The sequence below is a fragment of the Paraburkholderia sp. RL17-347-BIC-D genome, assembly GCF_046027915.1.
Lineage (GTDB): Bacteria > Pseudomonadota > Gammaproteobacteria > Burkholderiales > Burkholderiaceae > Paraburkholderia.
Map to the genome: position 1 here is coordinate 195,362 of NZ_JARESS010000011.1, position 21,653 is coordinate 217,014.

Here is a 21,653-nt window from a genome sequence, read left to right on the forward strand (position 1 = left end):
CAATACCTACGTCAATCCTCTCAGGTCCGGAACTTGCTAAATCAGCGGGCTTGCTGTTTGATGTTCCGATGATGCATTCCATGCGGACGGAAATCCCTGCATCGACGGATCCTCTGCCTACACTAAGACACGCGCGTCAGCGCCTCTTGCTTCCACAGGACCCACTATGTCATCCCAGGCCAACTACTCGACGCGCATCTCGGAAGGCACGCCTTTTCCGCTTGGCGCGACATGGAACGGAAGCGGTGTCAACTTCGCGCTGTTCTCGGCGCACGCCACCAAGGTCGAACTGTGTCTGTTCGATGAAACCGGCGCAAACGAAATCGAACGCATCGAACTGCCGGAATACACCGATGAGGTGTGGCACGTGTACGTGCCGAACCTCAAGCCGGGCGCGGTTTACGGCTATCGCGTGCACGGCCCCTATGAACCGGAGAAGGGCCATCGTTTCAATCCGAACAAGCTGCTGCTCGATCCGTATGCGAAGGCGCATATCGGCGAACTCAAATGGGCGCCGGAAATCTTCGGCTATACGCTGGATTCTGAAGAGGGCGACTTGTCGTTCGACGAGCGCGACAGCGCGCCCTTCGTGCCCAAGTGCAAGGTGGTCGACGCCAATTTTTCGTGGAGTCATCCCGAACGCAACGCGCTGCCGTGGGAGCGCGTGATTTTTTATGAAACCCATGTGCGCGGATTTACCAAACAACATCCGGAAGTACCGGAAAATCTGCGCGGTACTTTTGCCGGGCTCGGGCAGCAGGTCGTGCTCGACTACATCAGAAACCTGGGCGTGACGTCGGTTGAACTGATGCCGATCCAGACCTTCGTCAACGACAGCTATCTGCTCGACAAAGGCCTCACCAACTACTGGGGCTACAACACGATCGGCTTCTTCGCCGCCGATCCGCGCTTCTTCGCGTCGTCGATTGATTCAGTGGGCGAGTTCAAGGAGATGGTGGACCGTTTTCACAACAACAATCTCGAAGTCATTCTCGACGTGGTCTACAACCACACTGCCGAAGGCAACGAACGTGGCCCGACGATCTCGTTCAAAGGCATCGACAACGCGTCGTACTATCGGCTGATGCCCGACGAGCCGCGCTATTACATCAACGATACCGGCACCGGCAACACGCTGAACCTGTCGCATCCCCGCGTGCTGCAAATGGTGACCGACAGCCTGCGTTACTGGGTGACGGAAATGAAGGTGGACGGTTTCCGTTTCGACCTCGCCACGATTCTCGGGCGCGAATTGCATGGTTTCGACGAAGGCGGCGGTTTCCTCGACAGTTGCCGGCAGGACCCGGTGCTCTCGAGCGTGCGGCTGGTGGCCGAGCCGTGGGACTGCGGCCCCGGTGGCTATCAGGTCGGCGGCTTTCCGCCCGGCTGGGCCGAGTGGAACGACCGCTTTCGCGACACGGTGCGCGAATACTGGAAGGGCGACGAAGGCAAGGTCGCCGATCTCGCCACGCGTCTCACCGGTTCGGGCGACAAGTTCAATCATCGCGGCCGCCGCCCGTGGGCGAGCGTGAACTTCATCGCCGCGCACGACGGCTTCACGCTCAACGATCTGGTCTCGTACAACGACAAGCACAACGACGCCAACGGCGAGGACAACAACGACGGCCATTCGGACAACAAGTCCTGGAACATGGGCGTGGAAGGTCCGACCGACGACGCGGAGATTCGTCAGCAGCGCGAGCGCCAGAAACGGAATCTGCTCGCCACGCTGCTGCTCTCGCAAGGCACGCCGATGATTCTCGCGGGCGACGAATTCGGCCGCACGCAGAAGGGCAATAACAACGCCTATTGCCAGGACAACGAGATCAGTTGGGTCGATTGGGAGGCCATCGATGACGACGGCCGCGCGCTCATCGAATTCGTCAAGAATCTGACCACGTTGCGCCACCGTCTGCCGGTATTGCGGCGTGGCCGCTTTATCATCGGTGAATACAACGAGGCGCTGGACGTGACTGACGCACGCTGGCTCTCGCCGGACGGCACGGATCTCTCGCAGGAGCAGTGGGACGATCCGTCGATGCGCTGCTTCGGCCTCGTGATCGACGGCCGCGCGCAGGCGAGCGGCATTCGCCGTCCGGCCTCGGATGCGACCCTGCTGCTGGTGCTGAATGCGCATCACGATGTCGTCAACTTCACGTTGCCCGATATTCCCGACGGCGATCAGTGGACCTGCCTGCTCGATACCAACATGCCGGTGCGCTCCGAGTTGCCGCTCTTCAGTGCCGGCGACGCGTATCAGGTGACGGCACGCTCGTTGTTGCTGTTCGCGCTCGACGCACCGAACCGCGCGACGCAGCGTGTTTTCGACCGCCTCGAAGAGCAGCTCACTACCGACGAAAGCGAACCCTCCGCCTAAGCCTGACACACCAAGGCGTAAAACGCCGTCGAGCTTGCGCTGCCGGGTATAGCGCTTGCTCGATTGCAAGGGACTGCGCGCCATGCCGCTCTTTTTGCGGCGGACGCGCAGCGCAGCCGACATCGGCCCACGCCAGGTTTAACCGAGGTGATCAAATGGAACAGGAACAAACCTCTGTAGAGGAACAGATCCGCATGCGCGCTTATTACCTGTGGGAGCAGGCAGACGATCCGAAAGGCACGCCTGACGAGTACTGGGACCAGGCACGCGCCGAGATAGAAAAGGAAGCACCGCCGGTAGAAAGTGGCCCGATCGCTGACGAGCCTTTGAAGTAAGTGCGCTATCGCAATGGGACTTCGACGATGGTCCGATAGTCCTATTGACCGGCATATTGGCCAACAAGATTGTCACGCCTCACAAGACACAAGAACGGCAACCGAACGTAACCGGACAGATTCGCGCAAATGAAGGACATACCCCAACCGCGCGGCGTGAGGCCGGCCGCCCGCATTCAAGCGCCCGCCACGGCCTTCGGCCTGGACAGCCTGATCGCGCTTGCGGTGGGCGTCACGGTGGTCGCTTGCCTTTACTTTGCGAGCGCCGTGCTGATTCCGATTACGCTCGCCATCCTGCTCAGCTTTCTCGTCGCGCCGCTCGCCGATGCGCTGACGCGTTTGCGGCTCGGTCACGTGGCGTCCGTGTTCGCCGCGGTGGTGATCTCGGTGTCGGTGATCGGGATGCTCGGCGCGGTGATCGCCACGCAACTGACCGATCTCGCGGCCGGCATGCCACGCTATCAGGCGACCATCGAGCAGAAGATGGAAACGGCGCACAGCCTGACCATCGGCAAACTGAACCGGTTTGCCAGCGCGGCAGGTCAGGCGCTGCAACGCGCGACCGTCGAGCCGCCGCAACCCGCACCGCAGGCTGGGCCGGCCTCTCGCGGCAGCGCGCACACCACGGCCAGTGAACCCGCCGCCGTGCCCGTCGAAGTGCGCGAGCCGGTGCCGACGCCGTTCGAACTCGCGAGACGCGTGCTGTCGCCGGCTATCAGCCCGCTCGAAACGGCGTTTATCGTTTTCGTCGTGATGGTGGTGATCCTGCTGCAACGCGACGATCTGCGCGACCGCGCAATCCGTCTGTTCGGCTCGCGCGATCTGCACCGCACGACCACGGTGATGGATGAAGCCGCGCGCCGTCTGAGCCGTTACTTCGTGTCGCAACTCGGCCTGAATGCGGGCGTCGGCGTGGTGATCGGCACGGGGCTTTTTATGATCGGTGTGCCGAGTCCGATTCTATGGGGCATTCTCGCGGCGTTGCTGCGGCTCGTGCCGTACGTCGGCATCTGGATCTCGGCGACCTTGGCCACCGCGCTCGCCGCCGCCGTGAGTCCGGGGTGGGCGATGGCGATCTGGTCGCTGGCGCTATTCGCCACTGTCGAGTTGTTGGTGGGGCAGATCGTCGAGCCGCTGCTGTATGGTCGCAGCACGGGGCTCTCGCCGTTTTCAGTGGTAGTGGCGGCGATTTTCTGGAGCTGGATCTGGGGGCCGATAGGACTGATTCTGTCGACACCGTTGACGCTTTGCCTGCTCGTGCTCGGCCGGCATGTGCGGCGCCTGGAATTTCTCGATGTGCTGCTGGGCGACCAGCCGGCGCTCACGCCCATCGAAAACTTCTACCAACGTGCGTTGGCGGGCGACCCGGACGAGGCGATCGAGCAAGCCGAAGTGCTGCTGCGTGAGCGCTCATTGTCCGCATACTACGATGAGGTTGCGATCAAGGGCTTGCAGCTCGCGGCCAACGACGTCGAGCGCGGCAGCGTCACGGCAACGCAGCTTGCACGCATCGAGGCGACGACGAACGACCTCGTGGACGGCCTCGACGGCTACGACGACCGCGAGCCGGTCGCATCCGCGGCGGGAGAAAACTGGAGCGCGGCGGGACCGTTGGCACCTTCTTCAGCGTCCGAGACATCCGACGATGCACAAGCTCAACCCGCGAATACGCGGCTCGTTTCTCCAGGCAATTCGAAAGAAGAACGTGCAACAGACCCGTCGCCGCTCGCAGCCAGCAACCGTGTGCTGTGCATTCCCGGCCGCGGTCCACTCGACGCATTAGCGACAACGATTCTGTTGCAGTTGCTCGGCAAGCACGGCTTTACGTCACGCGCATTGCCGCATGAGGCCGCATCGCGCGCGTCGATCGATCAACTCGACGCGGACGATGTCGGCATCGTCTGCATTCTTTACTTGCAGATCGACGGCATCCCATCGCATTTGCGTTATCTGGTCAGGCGCATTCGCGCGCGATTGCCGAAGGTGTCGATCGTGGTCGGACTGTGGGCGGCGGAGGATACGGAGAAGTGGAGCGCGGATCTGCAAAGCGCGATGGGTGCGGAATGTTACGCCACCTCATTGCAGGAAATCGTCGCTGCTTGCCGGCGTGTCGAGACGGCCAGAACCCAGACCGAGGAAGAACTGCCGCTCGTGGTCAATAGCTAGCGTGCCACGAATCCCTGCACGTCCCCCGCCTTGACACGTCATCAAAGCGAAGGTGATGAGGGTCGCGAGTGTCGGTCAGAGGGGTTGCACTTGCAGAAGTGGAGAACCGCCCGTCGGCAGCGCGTCGGGCGGTTCACGTTCGGTCAGCAAGGCCTAATGCCTGGCCGGTTTCTTTGCGGCCGACTTGTCTTTCGAAGCGGCGTCCTTGTCGGGGACGATCTTCGTGGTGCCGCCGGTGGAAGGCGGATCGCTCGCGGGAAAGCTATCCTCGACCTGCTTGTCGATCTGCTTTTCGCTCTTGTTCGAGTGCGGGTGCTTTTCCTTGTGTTCTGTCATCGCGTTTCTCCTTCAGGTTACGGGTGTTCATTTCGTGGCGCACGATGCGCCGCCGACGATTGCCATTGCATCCGCGCGCGACACGCCGCCTCTCATCGCATCGATCAGGCGCGCGGTCTGCGCTTCGCGTTCGCAGGCGAGCACAGCGACCACGATGTCGTTCTTCACGTACAGCGAGACGAATTGCTGCTTATCGAGTTCGCCGTCGGTCACGATCTCGTCCCACTCGCTCGCATGGCCAAGATATTCGAAGTTCTTGCCGAAGTGATAGGTCCAGAAATAGGGCACACCGGCGTAGCGATGACGCGCGCCGCACATGTTTTGCGCGGCAATGCGCGCATGCTGCTGCGCGACGCGCCAATGTTCGATCCGCAACGGTTCCTGATCTTCATGCAACGGAAACACGGCGATATCGCCCGCTGCATAGAGACCAGGCGCAGCTTGCATGCCCGCGTTGACGAGCACGCCGCCGTCTTTTTGCAGCGGCAGTCCTTCGATAAAACCGGTGGCCGGTGCGACGCCCGTACCTAACAGCACGATGTCGGCGGCGATATGCTCGCCGTTTTCGAGCATCACCTGATGCACGTTGCCTTCTTCGCCTTCGAGGGACGTGACCTTTGCTTCGAAATGGAACACCACGCCATTGCGCTCGTGAAGCGTGCGGAACATGGCGCCCGCGCGCTCACCGAACTGCCTCGCGAACGGCACTTTCTCCGGCGAAATCACGGTCACTTGCGTGCCGCGTTTGCGCAGCGAGGAAGCCGTTTCGAGTCCGATGAAGCTGCTGCCGAGAATGACGACCTGGGTTTGACTGGCATCGTCGCCGATGGCGTCGACGAGCGTGGCGGCATCGTCGAGACTGCGCAGCACGTGCAAGCCGCCGAGTTCCACACCGGGAATCGGTGGAAGCTTCGGCACGCTGCCCGGAGCAAGCAAGGCGGTGTCGTAAGTCAGTTCGCCGCCGCTTTCGAAATGAATCGTGCGGGCGGGCACATCGAGCCGCGCGACCTTGCCGACAATCCGCTCGACATCGTGCCGCTCGAGCCAGTCCGGCGCGAGTAGCGGCGGCACATCGGCAGGCGCCATTTCACCAGACGGGACAAATTTACTCAGCGAAGTGCGGTCGTACGGCGCATGCGGCTCATCGCCCACGAGCGTGATACGGCCGCCAAAGTCACATTCGCGCAGCGTGGCGCAAGCGGCTGCGCCTGCCGCGCCCGCACCGATCACCACGTAATGCGGTTCCTTCGCGCTGGCATTGCGCGTCGGTCGGGGGAGTTTTTCCGGCGTGACCATCACGTCGTCGCCTGTCACGACCACGGGATAGCGGTCGAGCGCGACCAGCGCGGGCGGTTCGAGCACGTTGCCGGTGGCGACGTCGAACGTCCCTTTGTGCCACGGGCAGATGATCCGGCCGTGGCATAGGGCGCCTTCTTCAAGTGGCGCGCCGGCGTGCGGGCAATCGGCGGAATAGGCGTGCACGGTATCGCCGTCGCGCACCAGCAGAATCTTTTCGTCGTTCACCACGACACGTTCAGCGCGGTCGGTTCGCAATTGCGAGAGCTGAGCGACGCATCGGGCAGTCGTGGGCATGGCCGGTTCCTCGCGGATGGTGGCATGAGCAATGGCAGCGCAGGCGGCGCGCGACGCGCATCAGCACGCCGCGGTGCAGCACGCCTTTCAGGCCGCCGAACGCCAATGGTTCAGCAATCCATGTGCCCGAATGCGCGCGCCTGCACGAGCGCTGGTTCGTCGCCCATCACGCTTTGGAGAACGGCCGAAGTGCGGTAAATTCCGGAAAAGGAAATAGCGCACGAACATGCTCCAAGCATGTCGTGCCGTGGCGTCCCTGACCTGTATTGACCTTTCATGGAGATCGTGACCGTGCAGCGTGCGGAACGTGCCGCAGTCGATTTCCCCATGCCGTCGCGCAATTTCGCGGCGACGCGGCGCATGCTGCTGATCGTCCTCGCCGTTTCGGTCGTCTTTCCTCTGCTCTGCCTCGCGGGCTACGGCTACTTCGATTACCAGCGCCGGATCGCCGATTCGAACGACATGATCGACCGCCTCGCGCGCGTCGCCGAGGAACAGGCCGTCAAGGTGCTGGACCTGAACCAGCAGATGTCCTCGCGCATCGTGGAACTGCTCGGCAATGACGACGACGCACAGATTCGCGCGCGCGAAGCGATGTTGCACGACCGTCTGCGCGGCATCGGCGGCGACTTTTCGCAGGTCGCGTCGATCTATCTGCTCGGCGCGAATGGCGATCTGCTGGTGTCGAGCCGCACGTTTCCCGCGCCCGTCATGTCGATCGCGCAGCGCGAGGATTTCACGAGCGCGAGAGCGATGCGCCCGCAGCCGTATTTTTCGCTGCCGATGTTCGGCCCACTCTCGCAGACCGATGTGTTTACCACCGCGACGGGCCGTTCGGGCGCCGACGGCCAGTTCCTCGGCGTGGTCACGGTGGCGCTGCGCAACGAGTACTTCTCGCGCTTCTATCGTGAACTGACCAACGGCGATTCGTCGCTGGCGCTGGGCCTGTACCGGCAGGACGGCAATTTGCTGGTGCGCTATCCGCCGTGGCCGGCGGGCGCGAAGCCCAGCCCGCGGAGCAAATTCACTCAGGCGTTGCGCGACAAACAGCTGTCCGGCCACGTCCGTCTGAATTCCACGGTGGATGGTGTGGAGCGCCTGCTGGCGTTTCGCCGTGTCGGCGACTATCCGCTCTATGTGATGAGCGCCTACGCGACGTCGTCGATCGGCGAAGCATGGCGGCGGCGCTTCATCATGATCACGGCACTCACGGCCGTGCCCTGCATCGCCATCTGGCTGCTGGTGTTCTACTCGCTGCGCCAACTGGAAGGCGAGCGCCGCGCGTGGGAACGTTGGCAGGGCGAAGTGGCGATGCGTCTGTCAGCCGAAGCCTCGAGCCGGCAACTGCAGCGCATGGGCGCGCTCGGCAATCTCGTCGCCAACGTCGCGCACGATTTCAACAATCTGCTGATGGTGGTCGCCGCCAACACGGAGCTCGCGCGGCTCAAGCGCTTTAACAACGTCGAGAAAGAAGTGCTGGCGGTGGAGCGCGCCACCGCCACCGCCGAATCGCTCACGCGGCGCCTCCTGAGCGTGGCGCGCAAGCAGCCGCTCAAACAGCAGCCGCTCGATCTCGCCACGTGGATGCCCGGCGCCGCCCCGCTGATCGACGCCGCGCTCGGCGACAACGTCGAGCAGGCCTTGAACATGGTCGATAAGGTCTGGCAGGTGCTGGCCGATCCGACCGACCTCGAATTCGCGATCATGAACCTGGCCGTGAACGCGCGCGACGCGATGCCGCGTGGCGGACGCTTCGTGATTCGCTGCCAGAACAACCGGCTGGTCGGCAGCGATACCTTGCTGCCCGACGGCGAATACGTGCTGATCGCCTGTTCCGACGACGGCGAGGGTATGCCCGAGGCCGTCGCGCGGCGCGCCTTCGAGCCGCTCTTCACCACCAAGCTGCGCGGTTCGGGCACGGGCCTCGGCCTCGCGCAGGTGCTTTCCATGTGCGAACAGGCAGGTGGCACGGCGAAGATCGACAGCGTGCCGGGCAGCGGTACGACGGTCAGGTTGTATTTGCCGCGATATCGCGAACGCCAGAAGGCGTCCGTGGTTCAAGCCGAGACGGTGCAAGCGCCGGTGCCCGCGCCGAGCGGCGTCGTGCTGCTGGTGGAAGACAACGAAGATGTCGCGGCGGGCGTGGCGGCGGTGCTGGAGACCTTCGGCTGCGAGGTGCGCCATGAACCGACCGCCGACCAGGCGCTCGATGTGCTGACCGGCGGCGCGCGCTTCGAGCTCGTGCTGTCCGACATCCAGATGCCGGGCAAGCTCAACGGTATTGACCTCGCGGAGAAGGTGCGCAGCGCGTGGCCGTCACAGAAGATCGCCTTGATGACCGGCTATGCCGACGAACTCGAACGCGCGCGGCGACTGGGCGTGGCGATACTCGCCAAGCCGTTCAACATCGACGAATTGCACGCTCTGGTGGCGTGTGAACCGTAAGGCTCGCCATTCGCGGCGCACGCCTTGCATGTTCGAAGTGTTTCATGACTCGCGGCACACCCCTTGCTGAGAGGAAGACGAGGTATGCGTATTTGGCTGAACCGGCCGGCGCAACCCACTTCTTTTCGCACAGGAGAAAGTCATGCACCTCAGAAACAAGACTCGCAGCGCAGTCCTCATCTCGGCCTTGCTCGCCGCTTCCTCAATTGCGATGGCGCAAGGCAGCGGGGGTGGCGGTCCGGCCGGCAATGACCCAAGTGGCGGCACCAATGCCGGCGCGACTCGTGAGGGTGGCGACATGCAGGCATCGGGCGCGATGGCGCATTCGAAGTCGACTAAGAAACATCACATGAAGTCGTCGAAGGCGAAGCCGGCTACCGACTCGACCAATATGCCGGGCGCGGACGCGAGCAGCGATACGAAGGGGCAGTAACGTAGAGAGGCACAGTGGGCAAAGCTGAACGAGGATTCCGGAGCGCTTGCTGCTGCGGGCGCCTCCGATCCCAACCGATGACACGAAACTCCCGCACCCAGCCTCGGCAGGCGCGCTGCGTACGGGCGCCGAAGCCGGGCTGGCTTTGCAATGCGGTGCAACACACGCGACAATATGAGTTGATACAGCACAGGCCCGTGCCAGGACGAGACGAGGTCGGCTGAGACGCAGCGCAGCGCACAAGGATGAGTATGGCTGGCAGTGAAGCAGGAGCGTCTCAAACGAACACGCACAGCGTTGCGCAAACGAGCACGCAGTCAGGCACACAGACGAACTCCGATACCGCGGGGAGCACGGCGGCCGCTTCAGGCTCGCTGGACTTTCCTGTAGTCGGCATTGGCGCATCCGCGGGTGGCGTGCAGGCGCTGCTGCGTTTCTTCGAGAACGCGCCGGCCGATATCGGCATGGCGTTCGTGGTGGTGCTGCACCTGTCGCCCGACCATGCAAGCAGCGCCGACCAGGTGTTGCAGCACGCCACCCGCATGCCGGTGCGTCAGGTTCAGCAGCCGGTCCAGGTGGAAAAGAACCACGTCTATGTGATTTCGCCGTCACACGATCTCTCGCTCGACCACGGCCATCTCACGCCCGTTGAAGCCGATCGTCCGCGTGGCCGGCCGATTGCCATCGACCTGTTTTTTCGTAGCCTCGCCGACGCGCACCGCGAGCGGGCGATCGCCATCGTGCTCTCGGGCACGGGCGCGGACGGCGCGACCGGCATCGGGCGAATCAAGGAACAGGGCGGCGTGACGATTGCGCAGGACCCGGCCGACGCCGAGTACCCGGAAATGCCGCAGAACGCGATGGCCACCGGCATGGTCGACCTCACGTTGCCGGCGGCCGACATGCCGCGCAAACTCCGCGAGCTGGCCGAAAACGCGCGCGCCATCCGCCTGCCGTCCGCGGACGACGAACCGGAAACGCTCGCCGTCAAACCGCCCGATGCGGCTTCGATCGCCGAACGGGCCTTGCTCGGCGTGCTCGCCACCTTGCGCGCACGCACCGGCCACGATTTCCAGCACTACAAGCGCGCCACGATTTTGCGGCGCATTGAACGCCGTTTGCAGGTCAACGGCATTCCCGATCTGCAAGCCTACCAGGACTACGTTCTCACGCATCCCGACGAGACGCCGGCGCTGCTCAAGGACATGCTGATTGGCGTGACCAATTTCTTCCGCGACCGGGAGACCTTCGAAGTCGTCGAGCGCGAGATCGTGCCGAAGCTGTTCCAGAAGAAGTCCGCGGACGATCCGGTGCGCGCCTGGGTCGCCGGCTGCGCGACCGGCGAAGAAGCCTATTCGCTGGCCATGCTGCTTGCCGATCATCCGGAGCGGCATGAAGGCATTCAGGCGCAGCTGTTCGCGACCGACATCGACGAACGCGCGATTTCATTCGCGCGCGCGGGGCTGTATCCCGAATCGATCACTGCGGACGTGCCTACCCAACGGCTGCGCCAGTTCTTCACGGCCGAGCGCGCACACTTTCGCGTCACCAAGGCGATCCGCGAAAAGGTGCTGTTCGCCGTGCATAACGTACTGCGCGATCCGCCGTTTTCCCGCGTCGACCTGGTGTCGTGCCGCAATCTGTTGATCTATCTGGACCGCAGCGTACAAACCCAGGTGCTGCAGATGTTTCACTTCTCCCTGCAGCCCGGCGGCTATCTGCTGCTCGGCAGTTCGGAATCCGCCGAGGCGGCCGGCGATCTGTTCACGGCGGTCGACAAGAAAAACCGGATCTATCGCGCCAACGTCGTGGCCAGCACGGTTCGCCCGCCGATCAGCATGCCGGTCGTTGCACAAGGCGGCGCGGCCAGTGTCGCCAACGTCGGGCCCGCGGCGCCGCTACCGCAGTCGCTGCCGTTTTCGGCCTTGCATCACCGGATCCTGGAGTCGTACGCACCGCCGAGCGTGGTGGTCGATACGGACGCGAACATCCTGCATATGTCCGAGCACGCGGGCCAGTTTCTGCGCTTCGTGCGGGGCGAGCCGTCGTACAACCTGATCATGCTGGTCCACCCGGATTTGCGTCTGCAACTGCGTGCGACCTTGTTTCAAGCATTGCGCGGCAACCGCGAAGCGGCCACTCCGCCGATCGATTTCACGCCCGGCAAGCAGGTGCGGATCGTCGTGCGCCCTTATCGGCGCACGGAAGATTCACCGGAGTTCGCGCTGGTGCTGTTCGAGGAAGTTGCGGCCGGCGCCGCCGCGCAACCGTCGAAGCAGCCCGCCGGTCCGGCGGCGCAGGATTCGCTGCTGGTGCATCTCGAGGATGAACTGTATCGCACGAAACAGGAGTTGCGCTCCACGGTCGAGCAGTCGGAGGCGTCGACGGAAGAGCTAAAAGCGTCGAACGAGGAATTGCAGGCGATCAATGAAGAGTTGCGCGCGGCTACCGAAGAACTCGAGACCAGCAAGGAAGAACTGCAGTCGCTGAACGAGGAGTTGTTCACCGTCAACGCGGAATTGCAGACCAAGATCGAGGAGACCGGCAAGGCCAAGGACGACTTGCAGAACGTGATCGCCTCGACCGGCATCGCCACGCTGTTCGTCGATCGCGAGATGCGGATCAAGCGGTATACGCCGGCTGCAACGGATCTGTTCAACGTGATTCCGTCCGACCTCGGCCGCCCGCTGCACGACATCACGCACCGGCTCCACTATCCGCAACTGAACGACGACACGCTCACTGTGTTCGAGTCGCTGCAACTGATCGAGCGCGAGATTCGCGGCACCGACGGGGGCTATTTCCTCACGCGCCTCTCGCCGTATCGCACCACGGACGATCACATCGACGGCGCGGTGTTGACCATCGTCGATATCACGGCGTTGCGGCGCGCGGAGCAGCTCGTGCGCGTCGGCGAGGAGCGCCTGCATCTCGCCGCGCAAAGCACCAACGACTTCGCGATCATCGTGCAGGACATGGATGGCCGCGTGGTGACGTGGAACAAGGGCGCGGAACGCATCTTCGGTTACAGCGAGAGCGAGATGGCGGGGCAGACGCTCGACCGTGTCTATCTGCCGGAAGATCGCGAAGCCGGCGAACCCGCGAACGAGCGGCGGCGCGCGCAGACCGACGGTCGTTGCGAAGACGAACGCTGGTACATCCACAGAAACGGTACGCGGCTCTATTGCAGCGGCGTGATCACGCCGATGGCGTCGGACACCTTCAGCGGTTTCGCGAAGATCGTGCGCGATCTGACGCAGCGCAAAGGCACCGAGGCGCTCGAGCAGCGCAAGATTTCGTTGGAGCGCTCGGTGCGGCAGAAAATGGAAGCGGCCAGCCGTCTGAAGGACGAATTCCTCGCGGTGCTCTCGCACGAATTGAAGAACCCGCTGAACCTGATTCATGTAAAAGCGGACATGCTGGACCGCGCGCCGTCCACCCAAGGCCTGCCGGTAGTGCGCGATGCGGCCGATGCGATCCGCCGTTCGGTGATCAGCCTCGCAAAGATCATCGACGACCTGCTCGACCTGTCGCGCGTGCGCACCGGCAAACTGGCGCTGGAGCGCTCGCGGGTGGATATCGCGGCGATCACGGCGTCGGTGGCGAGCGCGATCGAAGCCGATGCGCTGTCGCATCAGGTCGAGGTGAACGTGGAGGGTGCGGCCGAACCGTTTCTTATCGACGCCGACGCCGTGCGCTTCGAGCAGATTCTGTGGAACCTCGTCAGCAATGCGGTGAAATTCACGCCGCAGGGCGGAAGCGTGACGATCAGGCTCGCGCATGAGGACGGCTTCGCGTGTGTCGAGGTGCGCGACACCGGCCGCGGCATCGAATCGGCCTTCCTGCCGCACGTGTTCGATATGTTCAGCCAGGCCGAAGGCGCGCACCGGCGGCATAGCGGCGGTCTGGGCATCGGGCTCGCGCTCGTCAAGCAACTTGCCGAAATGCATGGCGGGCATGTGCAGGCGGAGTCCGCGGGTGCGGGCAAGGGTGCGCGTTTTCGCGTCTGGCTGCCCGCCGATAGCGCCACAGTGCAAGCCGAACCCCGCGAAAGCCAGGGCGACGTCAGTCTGCTCAAGGGCATGCGGATTCTGCTGGTCGACGACGCGGTCGAAAGCCTGCAGGCGTTCCAGAGCCTGCTCGAAATGGAGGGCGCGCAAGTGTGGCCGCAAACCAATGGCGCGGCCGCGCTGGAGGTTGCCGCGCATCAACAGTTCGACCTGATCCTCTCGGATATCGGCATGCCGGGCATGGACGGCTATGAGCTGATCGCGGCGTTGCGCAAACTGCCGGCCACGGCGTCGGTGCCCGCGCTCGCGCTCACCGGCTTCGGCCGTCCGCAGGATGCCACGCGTGCGATTCGCGCGGGCTACGACGCGCATCTCGGCAAGCCGGTTTCGCTGCAGGCGCTGCTCGATAAGATTGCGCGCGCAACCACTCCGAACCGTTGAGGGTTCGATCTGATTTTTCGTCTTGGCGCGGGCTTCGGACAGCCCGCGCGACCTGCCGTCGACGGGTATAGCGCTTGCTGAAATTGACAGCATGCACGGTTGTCGAGCGCCGGTCCTGAAAGCCTCCGATGAGTCCGTGCCCTTCATTTTCTGCAGGAGCATGGACATGACACTCGGCGATACGATCAAAGGCATGGTCGGCATGGATCCAACGGGACATGCCGATCCCGATATGAAAGCGGTGCTCGACGCGCTCAAGAGTCTGGACCCGAAGCCCATCGAAGATTGCACGGTGGAGGAGGCGAGGCACCAGCCCACGCCCGCCGACGCCGTCAAAAAACTGATGCAGAACCCCGCGTTCAGCGCGCGGCCTGCGCTGGAACTGGAGGCGGTGCGCACGCAAGACATCATGATTCCAGGCGCGGCCGGCAGCAATTCGGCGCGGGTGTACACGCCGCAAGGCGAGGGACCGTTCCCGCTGATTCTGTATTTTCACGGCGGCGGCTGGGTGATCGCCGACCTCGATACCTACGATGCCACGCCGCGTTCCATCGCCGCCCAGAGCCGGGCGATCGTGGTGTCCGCGCACTACCGGCAGGCGCCGGAGCACCGGCTGCCGGCCGCTCACGACGACGCGTTCGCCGCATGGGGCTGGCTGATCGGCAATGCAATGAGCGTCGGCGGCGACCCGGACAAGATCGCGATCATGGGCGAGAGCGCCGGCGCCAATCTGGCGATCAACGTATCGATCCGCGCGCGCAACACGGGCATCCGCATGCCGATGCATCAGGCGCTCATCTATCCGGTGGCGAGCAACAACATCGTGTCGATCTCTTATGAAGAGAATCGCAATGCCAAGCCCTTGAACAAGCCGATGATGCTGTGGTTCATACATAACGTGATCAACAGCGAGAGCGATCTCACCAGTCCGTTGATCGACGTGGTGAGCGCGGATCTGTCACGCTTGCCGCCGGCTGTGATAGTGACCGCGGGCATCGATCCGCTGCGCTCGGACGGTGAGAAGCTCGCGCAGAAACTGCACAGCGCGGGCGTGCCCGTCGAGCATCGCAACTATCGGGGCGCGACGCATGAGTTCTTCGGCATGGCAGCGGTGGTGCAGGCAGCGCGCGACGCGCAGGCCTTCGTGTCGCTCGCGCAGCGCCAGGCGTTCGGCGGGGCGCCGCTTTGAGGCGGTGAGCGCTCCGTTTGGTTCTCTATCGAACTTTCGAGTGCAATGGAGCGCGCCGTCATTCGCCGATCAGATGCAGCACGATGTCCCGATGCTGCGTGTGACGGCGATGTTCGAACAGATACAATCCTTGCCAGGTGCCGAGCACCATCTGCCCATGTTCGACCGGCACCGATAATTGCACTTGCGTGAGCGCGGTGCGCAAATGGGCCGGCATGTCGTCCGGGCCTTCGGCGTCGTGTTCGTAACGCTCGGCGTCTTCGGGCGCGAGGCTCGCGAAGTAGCGCTCCAGGTCGCGCTGTACCGAAGGGTCGGCGTTTTCCTGAATCAGCAATGAAGCCGACGTATGGCGGCAAAACAGCGTCAGCAGCCCTGTGTCGATGCCCTGCGCGGCGACGAAGCGGCGCGCTTCGTCAGTGAATTCGACGAGGCCGCGGCTGCGGGCCTTCACGCTCAGGTGGTGGATGGCTTGTCGCATGATAGTTGTCGGGTGGAGATGGCGCGGCGCATGAGGCGCAGCGTGCGCCGCTAGACCTCAGAGCGACGTCAGTACGCCCGCGATTTCCGCTGCGTTGGCCGGACGGACCACGCGCGCGACTTCCGTGCCGTCGCGCATCAGGATCAGCGTGGGCCAGAGCTTGACCTTGAACGAGCGGCCGAGCGGCCGGCCGGGACCGTCTTCGATCTTCAGATGCCTGAGGCCGTCGTGCGGTTCGAGGGCCTGCGCAATCGACGCCTGCGCGCCCTGGCAGTAGCCGCACCAGTCCGTGCCGAATTCGACGAGGGTGGCGCCCGCCAGGGCGTCGAGTTGGGCTCGCGAGGGGGCTTTGGAAGAATAGGCTGTCTGGGTTGCCATGCTTGCTCCGGAGCGGTTTAACCTGTGCAGGCAGGGGCTTGGGCCGCCGTGGCGCCCCTGCGGGTGGAATTGCCAAGAGTAGCAGCTATCGCCGGGATCGTCAGTGAGCGTGGCTTTGCCGGATACGCGGCCCGGCGCGCGGCGGCGTAAATTTCACGCGAACTCATATTCTTGCCGCCATGGCGTGTTAAACATTCGTCCGGTGCTGCCGGCAGGCGGCGAATCATCGAAGGCAGGAAGGGAAAGAAATGGACGAAAGGATTTATCTGCGGTACCCCGGCAAGGAAGAAACCGTCGCGGTGGCTACCGGTTTCAGTTGGGGTGCGTGTCTGCTGGGCTTCGTCTGGGCCTTGTCGAAGAAGATGTGGTTTGCTGCTTTCGTCATGCTGGCGATCAACTTGCTGCTCTTCTGCTCGGGTCTATGGGGCGAAACCGCCGACCTGATCGGACTCGTGCTGTCGGTGCTGTTCGGCATCGCTTGCGGTATGTATGGCAATCAGTGGCACCGCTGGACGCTCGAAAAACGCGGTTACGTCGTGCAGTAATGCGCGCTGCAAGGCGCGGTCGGGAGTTGCATCGCGGGAGCGGATATTGCTAGCCTCACGCCGCACGTGCACGCACCGAAGCGAAACAAAGACAACGAAGCGCGCGCCGCCGAACCGATTCCCAACGCGTCATGGAGGCATCCCATGCCAAATGCAGTTGCTCCACGCCGTTCCGCCGTGTTGTTCAACCTGCTGCGCCGCAGCCTGGCCGGCGCCGCGCTGGCCGTGTCGCTCGGCGTCGCGCCGCTTGCGCATGGCGCCGAACCGAGCGCCGCGCCGGGCGCGGGCATGCCAAGCGCCTCCGGCGCTTCGAGCGCCACGGCACCGGCAACGGCCGCCGCATCCGCGCCCGACGACACCTTTCTGCTCACCATCTTCCTGCGGCACGACGAGTCCAAGCCGCTGCCGAAGATCAACGACCAGTTGCGCGCACAAGGATTCTTCAAGACCTTTCCGCCGCCCGGCATCGAAGTGGTGTCGTGGTACGTGATGATGGGCATCGGCCAGGTGGTGACGCTGCGCGTGCCGGCGAGCCGCCTGCGCGAAGTCAACCGGGCGATCGAAACGACCGCGTGGGGCGGCTATCGCACCGAGTTTTATCCGACCTACGACTACAAGGCGCAAGCGCAGCAGATGCGCGCGGCGGACGGCAAGTAGCGTGCTCCACGCCGTCGGTGGCGCGGCAACGGTGCGGTCTGCAATTTTGGGATGCGGTGGCGCGGGTTTACGCGCCCGCGAGCTAAGCCGATAATGCCCCGGTCGTTCCGGCCACGAAGTGTGCGGCGTGCATAGCGCGTCGCAGGCTCGCTTTCCCTGACCCACCGCCCCTCGTGTTAAAAACCTCACGTTTTTTCGACCTGCTGCGCATTCCCGGCTTCAAGCCGCTCGCCGCCGCGACGCTCATGCTCGGTGTGGCGATGTCGTTCACCGCTCCCTATCTCTCCCTGTTCGGCGTCGAGCGCGCCGGCATGACGCCGTTCAGGCTCGGCGTCTTCATGACGCTGATCGCGGCGAGCGGGGTGCTCGCCAGCACCTTCGCGGGCCGCTGGAGCGACGCGAGCGGGCGGCACCGGCCCTTGCTGCTGGCCGCGCTGATCGCGGCGGCGCTCGGCTATCTGTGCTTATGCGTCGTGCGTGATTACCGGCTGCTGCTGGTGGTCGGGATCATCTTCATCGGCGCGGGCGGCTCGGCCATTTCGATGGTGTTCTCGTTCAGCCGCGCGGCCTTGCCGGTAGCGGACCCGGCGGAGCGCGTGTTCGCCAGCGCGACCTTGCGGACCATTCTGTCGGCGGCTTGGGTGTTCGGGCCGTCGGTGGGCGCGCTGGTGCTCGCCGCCAGCAGCTTTTACGGGCTCTTCCTGTTCGCCGCCGCCAGTTTCGGCGCCTGCGCGACGATCGTATGGCGCATGCGGGAGCCGCAGGGCCATCTGGGCGATCACACGGTGGAAGACACGGCGTCGGAGCCGTCGGCTTCGATCACCGTGCCGCCGCTGACCGCGCCCGGCGAAGATGCGCACGAGGACTTGCCGGGCGTCGCCTCGGCCAACGACATCGGCCGCGCGGTCGCCGCGCTCACCTTGCTCGGCCTCGCCGCGAACGCGACCATGATCGTGCTGCCGCTCTACATCGTGCATGGGCTGAACGGCACGCATCTGGACGTGTCGGTCATGCTCGGCCTCGGCGCCTTGATGGAGATTCCGATGATGCTCGCGCTCGGCGCGAAGTCGTCGGCGCTGCACAAGCCGAACTGGCTGGCCGCCTGCGCCGCGGTGCACGCGGTGTATTTCGTCGGCATGTCGCTGGCGGGGAATGTCCACGTGCTGATCCCGATGCAGATGCTCAATGCATTCGTGGTCGCCGTGACCTCGTGCCTCGGCATGACCTATGTGCAGGATCTGATGCCGCAGTCGCCGGGCCGCGCCACCGCGCTGTTCTTCAATGCGGCGCGCGTCGGCTCGATTCTCTCGGGCGTGTTGTCGGGCTTGCTGGTGCAGGCGTTCAGCTATCGCGGCACGTTTCTGTTCTGCGGCCTGCTGGCGCTGTGCGCGCTGGTGCTGTTCGCCGTGCCGGGCTACCGCTATCCATTGATGTGGAACGCCGTGAAGCGTTTTGCGCGTTCGCAATACGGCAAACTCCAGGCACGACAGCGACAGCGCTAGACGCGCCGGCTTCAAGGGCAAACACGAACTGCAAGAAAGCGGTCAGCCGAATCGAAGCCTGCGCGGGCGCCATGCCGCGCAACCCTGACGCAAGCGCACGCTGCCCAGGAACTTTACGCCGCGCAAAACCTCTGCAAAAAGGCGTATCGTCTTTCGATGCATGGGCGATGCCCGCTTCGCTGCAAGAGCGAATCAGGGCTGCTACCGTGTGTCCGGCGCACGCGAAGAAAGACCACTACAGTAAGTGTAGCCAGGTGCGATTCCTGACGCCGCCACTGAAGCGCTCAGCGAAAACGCAACATAGCCGCGGTAGAACGAAGCAAAACGTCGAAGCAAATCCAGCAGCGCAACGAGGCACTTTCCGGAGCGAGATATGCAGCTAGGCATGATTGGATTGGGGCGCATGGGCGCCGACATGGTGCGGCGCCTGACGAACGGCGGTCAGCACTGTATCGCCTTCGACGTGCAACCGGCGGCGGTGGAGAGGCTGAAACAGGACGGCGTAGCGGGCGCGGCGTCGCTGGAAGACCTCGTCGCGCAACTCGAGAAGCCGCGCGCCGTGTGGCTGATGGTGCCCGCCGCCGTGGTCGACATGACGCTGGAGAAACTCGTGCCGTTGCTGGAGCCGGGCGACATCGTGATCGACGGCGGCAACTCCTATTACCACGACGACATCCGCCGCAGCGCCGAACTGGCCGAGCGCAAACTTCACTATGTGGACGTCGGCACCAGCGGCGGCGTGGCGGGCCGCGAGCGCGGCTACTGTCTGATGATCGGCGGCGAGCCTGAGGTCGTGAAGCGGCTCGAACCGATTTTCGCGACGCTCGCGCCGGGTGCCGGCTCAGAGCCGGCCACGCCGGGCCGTGTCGCCGGATCGAGCACCGCGGATCAAGGCTTCCTGCATTGCGGGCCGCAGGGCGCGGGGCACTTCGTCAAGATGGTCCACAACGGCATCGAGTACGGCATGATGGCCGCGTACGCCGAGGGTCTGAACATTCTGCATCACGCCGACGCCGGCAAGCAGGCGCGCGAGGCTGACGCCGAAACCTCGCCGCTGCGCCGACCCGAGCTATACCAGTACGATCTGAATCTCGCCGACGTCACCGAAGTCTGGCGGCGCGGCAGCGTGATCAGTTCATGGCTGCTCGATCTGATCGCCGGGTCGCTCGTTAGCGATGTCGAGCTGAAAAACTACGCAGGACGCGTATCCGATTCAGGCGAGGGGCGCTGGACCGTGGCGGCCGCCATCGACGAAGGCGTGCCTACGCCGGTGCTGAGCGCGGCGCTGTTCGCGCGTTTCAGTTCGCGCGGCGAGGCGGATTTCGCGAACCGCGTGCTCTCGGCCATGCGGAAGGATTTCGGTGGCCACGCCGAGAAATCGGCCACGCCGTCCGATAAGCCGAAAAGCTGATTCCAGGGAGCCGCGATGCAAGCCACCACCTCCACGCCGCACGACGTCGTGTTTCTGTTCGACTGCGACAACACCTTGCTGGACAACGACCACGTGCTCTCGGATCTGCGCGCGCACATGATGCGCGAGTTCGGCGCGGAGAACAGCGCGCGGTACTGGGAAATCTTCGAGAACCTGCGCACCGAGCTCGGCTATGCCGACTACCTGGGCGCGCTGCAGCGCTATCGCTCGGAGCATCCGCGGGACACGCGGCTGTTGTTGATGTCGTCGTTCCTGATCGACTATCCGTTTGCGAACCGCCTGTATCCGGGCGCGCTGGATGCGCTCCGGCATGTGGGCGAGCGCGGTCCCACGGTGATTCTCTCTGACGGCGACGTGGTGTTCCAGCCGCGCAAGATCTCCCGCTCTGGGCTATGGGACGAGGTCGAAGGGCGCGTGCTGATCTACATCCACAAAGAGTTGATGCTCGATCAGGTGATGGAGTGCTATCCCGCGCGCCACTATGTCATGGTCGACGACAAGCTGCGCATTCTCACAGCCATGAAAAAGGCGTGGGGCGCGAAACTGACGACGGTGTTTCCCCGCCAGGGGCACTATGCATTCGATCCGAAAGAGATCTCCAGCAATCCGCCGGCGGATGTGACGGTGGAGCGGATCGGCGAGTTGGCGGAGATCGACGTGGAGTCGTTGTTGGCTGAGAAACGCTAGAGGGTTCGCGGCGCTGGCGCGTCTCCATGAATGTGTCATTCACATGGAGAGCAACAGCGCCGCCTGCCAATACCGTTTCGCTTTATGAACCGAGTTCCTTCAGGCGCGCTTGCGCATCGCCGGCGCCCATGCGGCCCGCCGCATCCAGTGCCGTCACGCCGTTCGCATCGCGGGCCTTCGGGTCCGCGCCATGCGCAATCAGCAATTCCATGATCGCCGTGCGATTGAACATCGCCGCAATCATCAACGCGGTGCGTCCGTCCGGCGACGCCCCTTCGACATCCGCACCATGCGCGAGCAAGGTTTCGATCACGGTGTCGAAGCCCTTGAACGCCGCGCCTGCAATCGGCGTCTGTCCGTTGTCGTTACGCAGATTGGGATCGGCGCCGTGTTCGAGCAGCGTGCGCACGGCGTCCGCGTGACCGTGGTAGCTGGCGAGCATGACGAGGCTGTCACCTTTGTCGTTGCGCAGATTCGGCGGCACGCCTTTTTCGATCACCGCCGCGAGCATGGCGGCATCGCCGCTCCGCGCGAGGTCGAAAACCTGGTGCGCCAGTTCGAGCAACTCCGGGTCGATCGGTTGACCGGAGGGCGGGGAAGTATCAGCGTGGTCCGTCAATGGAATCTCCTTGCAATCAGGCTGGGCGCC

At 63.9% G+C, this 21,653-nt stretch carries 17 protein-coding genes; 12 read left to right on the top strand and 5 right to left on the bottom strand.

The window, feature by feature from the left end; all coding sequences use genetic code 11:
• Positions 1 to 166 precede the first annotated feature (166 nt).
• The 3 genes from glgX (at position 167) to P0D96_RS17600 (ending at position 4,878) form a co-directional block, all read left to right on the top strand.
• Positions 167 to 2,377, top strand: a complete 2,211-nt coding sequence (gene glgX / locus P0D96_RS17590; protein WP_408314534.1) for a glycogen debranching protein GlgX — start codon at positions 167 to 169, stop codon at positions 2,375 to 2,377.
• Between the two features lie 155 nt (positions 2,378 to 2,532).
• Entirely contained in the window at positions 2,533 to 2,712 is a 180-nt protein-coding gene (locus P0D96_RS17595; protein ID WP_132377259.1) for a DUF2934 domain-containing protein, read from the top strand.
• A gap of 129 nt (positions 2,713 to 2,841) precedes the next feature.
• Positions 2,842 to 4,878, top strand: coding sequence for an AI-2E family transporter (locus P0D96_RS17600; protein ID WP_408314536.1), 2,037 nt, complete (start codon positions 2,842 to 2,844; stop codon positions 4,876 to 4,878).
• Positions 4,879 to 5,031: 153 nt separating this feature from the next.
• Here the strand turns inward: P0D96_RS17600 and P0D96_RS17605 are convergent, their stop codons facing one another.
• Both P0D96_RS17605 and P0D96_RS17610 read right to left on the bottom strand, forming a co-directional pair.
• Complete coding sequence (locus P0D96_RS17605; RefSeq protein ID WP_132377257.1) at positions 5,032 to 5,214, bottom strand: hypothetical protein; 183 nt, start codon at positions 5,212 to 5,214, stop codon at positions 5,032 to 5,034.
• A 27-nt stretch (positions 5,215 to 5,241) separates the two neighbouring features.
• Positions 5,242 to 6,807 (bottom strand): FAD-dependent oxidoreductase, encoded by a 1,566-nt coding sequence (locus P0D96_RS17610; RefSeq protein WP_408314538.1) that lies wholly within the window; start codon positions 6,805 to 6,807, stop codon positions 5,242 to 5,244.
• A 276-nt stretch (positions 6,808 to 7,083) separates the two neighbouring features.
• Between P0D96_RS17610 and P0D96_RS17615 the strand changes: the two genes are divergently transcribed.
• From P0D96_RS17615 to P0D96_RS17630, 4 genes are all read left to right on the top strand, one after another.
• Positions 7,084 to 9,252, top strand: a complete 2,169-nt coding sequence (locus P0D96_RS17615) for a hybrid sensor histidine kinase/response regulator family protein (protein ID WP_408314539.1) — start codon at positions 7,084 to 7,086, stop codon at positions 9,250 to 9,252.
• A gap of 142 nt (positions 9,253 to 9,394) precedes the next feature.
• Entirely contained in the window at positions 9,395 to 9,685 is a 291-nt protein-coding gene (locus P0D96_RS17620) for a hypothetical protein (RefSeq protein ID WP_132377254.1), read from the top strand.
• A 251-nt stretch (positions 9,686 to 9,936) separates the two neighbouring features.
• Complete coding sequence (locus P0D96_RS17625) at positions 9,937 to 14,136, top strand: CheR family methyltransferase (protein WP_408314541.1); 4,200 nt, start codon at positions 9,937 to 9,939, stop codon at positions 14,134 to 14,136.
• A gap of 166 nt (positions 14,137 to 14,302) precedes the next feature.
• Complete coding sequence (locus P0D96_RS17630; RefSeq protein WP_408314543.1) at positions 14,303 to 15,325, top strand: alpha/beta hydrolase; 1,023 nt, start codon at positions 14,303 to 14,305, stop codon at positions 15,323 to 15,325.
• 58 nt (positions 15,326 to 15,383) lie between these two features.
• On the opposite strand, the gene P0D96_RS17635 is transcribed toward P0D96_RS17630, so the two are convergent.
• Complete coding sequence (locus P0D96_RS17635) at positions 15,384 to 15,803, bottom strand: secondary thiamine-phosphate synthase enzyme YjbQ (protein WP_408180162.1); 420 nt, start codon at positions 15,801 to 15,803, stop codon at positions 15,384 to 15,386.
• A 57-nt stretch (positions 15,804 to 15,860) separates the two neighbouring features.
• Complete coding sequence (locus P0D96_RS17640) at positions 15,861 to 16,181, bottom strand: thioredoxin family protein (protein WP_408314545.1); 321 nt, start codon at positions 16,179 to 16,181, stop codon at positions 15,861 to 15,863.
• A 248-nt stretch (positions 16,182 to 16,429) separates the two neighbouring features.
• Here P0D96_RS17640 and P0D96_RS17645 point away from each other — a divergent pair, with 248 nt between their 5' ends.
• From P0D96_RS17645 to P0D96_RS17665, 5 genes are all read left to right on the top strand, one after another.
• Complete coding sequence (locus P0D96_RS17645) at positions 16,430 to 16,726, top strand: DUF2628 domain-containing protein (RefSeq protein WP_408314547.1); 297 nt, start codon at positions 16,430 to 16,432, stop codon at positions 16,724 to 16,726.
• A gap of 144 nt (positions 16,727 to 16,870) precedes the next feature.
• On the top strand, positions 16,871 to 17,383 hold the full coding sequence (locus tag P0D96_RS17650) for a hypothetical protein (protein WP_408180159.1): 513 nt from the start codon (positions 16,871 to 16,873) through the stop codon (positions 17,381 to 17,383).
• Positions 17,384 to 17,556: 173 nt separating this feature from the next.
• Entirely contained in the window at positions 17,557 to 18,885 is a 1,329-nt protein-coding gene (locus P0D96_RS17655; protein ID WP_408314549.1) for a sugar efflux transporter, read from the top strand.
• A 373-nt stretch (positions 18,886 to 19,258) separates the two neighbouring features.
• Positions 19,259 to 20,296, top strand: a complete 1,038-nt coding sequence (gene gnd, locus P0D96_RS17660) for a phosphogluconate dehydrogenase (NAD(+)-dependent, decarboxylating) (protein ID WP_408180157.1) — start codon at positions 19,259 to 19,261, stop codon at positions 20,294 to 20,296.
• Positions 20,297 to 20,311: 15 nt separating this feature from the next.
• Positions 20,312 to 21,004 carry an HAD family hydrolase gene (locus P0D96_RS17665; RefSeq protein WP_132377245.1) on the top strand — a complete coding sequence of 231 codons (693 nt, stop codon included), beginning with the start codon at positions 20,312 to 20,314 and terminating at the stop codon, positions 21,002 to 21,004.
• An 82-nt stretch (positions 21,005 to 21,086) separates the two neighbouring features.
• Here the strand turns inward: P0D96_RS17665 and P0D96_RS17670 are convergent, their stop codons facing one another.
• Positions 21,087 to 21,623 (bottom strand): ankyrin repeat domain-containing protein, encoded by a 537-nt coding sequence (locus P0D96_RS17670; protein WP_408180156.1) that lies wholly within the window; start codon positions 21,621 to 21,623, stop codon positions 21,087 to 21,089.
• Positions 21,624 to 21,653: the final 30 nt, after the last annotated feature.

Coding starts and splice junctions, on each gene's coding strand:
- glgX (WP_408314534.1), top strand. CDS start 167: ATGTCATCCCAGGCCAACTACTCGACGCGCATCTCGGAAGGCACGCCT.
- P0D96_RS17595 (WP_132377259.1), top strand. CDS start 2,533: ATGGAACAGGAACAAACCTCTGTAGAGGAACAGATCCGCATGCGCGCT.
- P0D96_RS17600 (WP_408314536.1), top strand. CDS start 2,842: ATGAAGGACATACCCCAACCGCGCGGCGTGAGGCCGGCCGCCCGCATT.
- P0D96_RS17605 (WP_132377257.1), bottom strand. CDS start 5,214: ATGACAGAACACAAGGAAAAGCACCCGCACTCGAACAAGAGCGAAAAG.
- P0D96_RS17610 (WP_408314538.1), bottom strand. CDS start 6,807: ATGCCCACGACTGCCCGATGCGTCGCTCAGCTCTCGCAATTGCGAACC.
- P0D96_RS17615 (WP_408314539.1), top strand. CDS start 7,084: ATGGAGATCGTGACCGTGCAGCGTGCGGAACGTGCCGCAGTCGATTTC.
- P0D96_RS17620 (WP_132377254.1), top strand. CDS start 9,395: ATGCACCTCAGAAACAAGACTCGCAGCGCAGTCCTCATCTCGGCCTTG.
- P0D96_RS17625 (WP_408314541.1), top strand. CDS start 9,937: ATGGCTGGCAGTGAAGCAGGAGCGTCTCAAACGAACACGCACAGCGTT.
- P0D96_RS17630 (WP_408314543.1), top strand. CDS start 14,303: ATGACACTCGGCGATACGATCAAAGGCATGGTCGGCATGGATCCAACG.
- P0D96_RS17635 (WP_408180162.1), bottom strand. CDS start 15,803: ATGCGACAAGCCATCCACCACCTGAGCGTGAAGGCCCGCAGCCGCGGC.
- P0D96_RS17640 (WP_408314545.1), bottom strand. CDS start 16,181: ATGGCAACCCAGACAGCCTATTCTTCCAAAGCCCCCTCGCGAGCCCAA.
- P0D96_RS17645 (WP_408314547.1), top strand. CDS start 16,430: ATGGACGAAAGGATTTATCTGCGGTACCCCGGCAAGGAAGAAACCGTC.
- P0D96_RS17650 (WP_408180159.1), top strand. CDS start 16,871: ATGCCAAATGCAGTTGCTCCACGCCGTTCCGCCGTGTTGTTCAACCTG.
- gnd (WP_408180157.1), top strand. CDS start 19,259: ATGCAGCTAGGCATGATTGGATTGGGGCGCATGGGCGCCGACATGGTG.
- P0D96_RS17665 (WP_132377245.1), top strand. CDS start 20,312: ATGCAAGCCACCACCTCCACGCCGCACGACGTCGTGTTTCTGTTCGAC.